Source organism: Bacteroidota bacterium (genome assembly GCA_018698135.1).
Classification (GTDB): domain Bacteria; phylum Bacteroidota; class Bacteroidia; order CAILMK01; family JAAYUY01; genus JABINZ01.
In genome coordinates, this window is sequence record JABINZ010000215.1 from 1 (window position 1) to 2,750 (window position 2,750).

2 protein-coding genes are annotated in these 2,750 nt (G+C 36.2%); both read left to right on the plus strand.

What is annotated here, in order from left to right:
- Window positions 1-532 (plus strand): butyrate kinase (locus HOG71_13725; protein ID MBT5991904.1); only part of this gene is annotated, 532 nt, incomplete at its 5' end.
- Window positions 533-575: 43 nt separating this feature from the next.
- Entirely contained in the window at window positions 576-2,735 is a 2,160-nt protein-coding gene (locus HOG71_13730) for a T9SS type A sorting domain-containing protein (protein ID MBT5991905.1), read from the plus strand.
- Window positions 2,736-2,750: the final 15 nt, after the last annotated feature.

Below are 2,750 nucleotides of genomic sequence, written 5' to 3' on the forward strand. Positions count from 1 at the left end.
CGTAGTTCATTTAGGAGGAGGAATAACAGTTGGTGCGCATAAAAAAGGTAGAGTAATAGATGTAAATCAGGGATTAGATGGAGAGGGGCCTTTTTCTCCGGAGCGGAGTGGAACCTTACCAGTTGGATCCTTGGCAAAACTTTGCTATTCTGGCGATTATTCTCTGGATGAAGTGAAGAAAATGATTACTGGTCAAGGAGGATTTGTAGCTTATTTTGGTACAAATGATGCCATGGAAGTCGAAAAACTGGTGGACAGCGGAAATGAGCAAGCTCTTTTAATTTATGAAGCAATGGCTTATCAGGTTTCAAAAGAAGTAGGTGGAATGTCAACAGTATTAAAAGGCCAAATTGATGGTATATTACTGACAGGAGGACTGGCAAATAATAAATGGTTTGTGGAACTCATTATTGACAGGATTGCTCATATTGCCCCGGTATCCATTTACCCTGGAGAGGATGAGATGAAAGCTTTGGCCATGAATGGTTACATGGTTTTAAATAATGAAATTGACGTTAAAGAATATATATAATCTGAAATAATTCAGAATTATTTTCATAATTAAATCCTACTGTATGCATAGAATTTACACTTTTTTCATTCAAACAACATTATTATTAACTTTTCTATTTTTCAGTATTCACTTACAAAGTCAAACATGGCATAAGTATAATACGTCCAATACAGGAACAAACAATTCTCTTATTTCCAATGATGTATATGACGTTTTTCAGGATGCCAGTGGTAAACTTTGGTTTTCGACAGTGGATGGTGTATGTAATTTCGATGGTACTAATTGGGATTATATAACTACAAGTGATGGATTATCAGAGAACTATGTTACATGTATGCTTCAGGATTCAAAAGGAAATATTTGGTTTGGAACACAAAGCAAGGGTGTGAGTGTGTATGATGGAACCAATTGGGTTTTTTACAATACCGGCAACTCAGCACTTAAAAGAGATAAGGTCTTTGACATTTATGAAGACTCAAAAGGAAATATTTGGGTTGGAACAGAATGGGGAGGAGTAAATGTTTTTGATGGCACCAACTGGACCTATTATGGTGCGAACGAAGGAATGGCTTCTGATGATATTCAGATTATATTCGAAAGTAGTGATGGGAAAATATGGTGTGGATCTGGATGGTTTGGGTTAAGTGTATGGAATGATACAAACTGGACTATTTACAATACTTCCAATGGTTTAGCAGATAATTTAGTTATTGCTATCATGGAAGATAATCAGGGTGATTTGTGGTTTGGAACAGGCGTAGGAGGCGTATCGCGTTTCGATGGAACAAGCTGGACAACCTATAATACGACTAATTCCGGATTACCTGATAATTCAGTAAATGCAATTTTTACTGATGCAGCTAATAACATTTGGTTTGGAACTGGTGAAGACTTTTTTGGTAGTCCCGGCTTTGGACTTGCTATGTTTGATGGAACGAATTGGACTACGTACAATACAATGAATTCTAATCTGGCCAGTGATCATATTCGAAGTATTTTTCAATCAACTAATGGTGATATCTGGATTACAACATGGGATGGAATAAGTATATTTAAAAATGGAAAATTTGAAACCATACGTTACTTAACAGGATTACCCGGCAATGAAGTTCGATCAGTTTTTAAAGATGTAAACGGTAGAATTTGGTTTGGCACTGCTGAAGATGGACTGAGTTTACACGATGGGGTAAATTGGACACCGTATACTAAACATATGGGTTTGGCTGGTAATGCAATTCGTGACATCTCTCAAAATGCAGCAGGAGATATATTGATTGCTACAGCATCAGGTGCCAGTGTTTATGATGGAAGTTCTTGGTTAAATTATACAACAAGCAATAGTCAAATTGCAAGTGATGATGTTCGGGCAATTTTAGAAGATAAAAGTGGCAATTTATGGTTTGGAACCGATCAGGGTTTAAGTATGCTAAGTGGTTCTAACTGGACAACTTTTCTAAAAGCTGATGGATTGCTTGCTGATGAAATATTATGTTTATATAGCGACAAGGCCGGAAACGTTTGGGTTGGTACAGACGAAGTGGCAAGTTCAGGAGGTGTTTGTATGTATGATGGAAATTGGACTTGTTATTCAGTTACTGATGGCTTAGCTGGTTTTCATGTAAATGATATCTATGAAGATACTGATGGTAGTATGTGGTTTGCTACCTGGGCAGGAATTAGTCATAAAGTAGGTTCAACTTGGACAACCTACGATACAAATAATTATATTTTTTACAATAATGTGCAATGCATTTTACAAGATCTTTCAAATAATATGTGGTTTGGAACAGCAGAAGATTATTCAGTACTAGGAGCAGGAGTCATGAAATTTGATGGATCGAGCTGGCAACAATATGCTAAAAAGAATACAGGTTTGGCGGATGATGCAGTTTACGATATGTCCTTGTCGAAAAATGGCAATTTTTGGTTTGGGACGGGCAATGGTGTCAGTAAATTAGTTTATGGTCAGTCCATTGAAAATAGTGAATTCAATGACTTTTCAGTCTATCCAAATCCTAGTAATGGCCTGGTATATATCCAGCCCACATCATTTGAGAAATATACAATTTCGGTTTATGATATAAACGGGAAAGAGGTTTATCGATCCGAGGAATTAGATGATAGGAGGATTTTGGATTTATCGGACCAAATTTCAGGTTTGTATTTTTTAAAGTTTGTATCAGAAAAAAGAAATTCATCAATTAAAATATTCTTAAACTAAAAAACATGCAAAAAC

Excerpts from the sequence above, each read along its gene's own strand:
- HOG71_13730 (MBT5991905.1), top strand. The coding sequence starts at position 576 with ATGCATAGAATTTACACTTTTTTCATTCAAACAACATTATTATTAACT.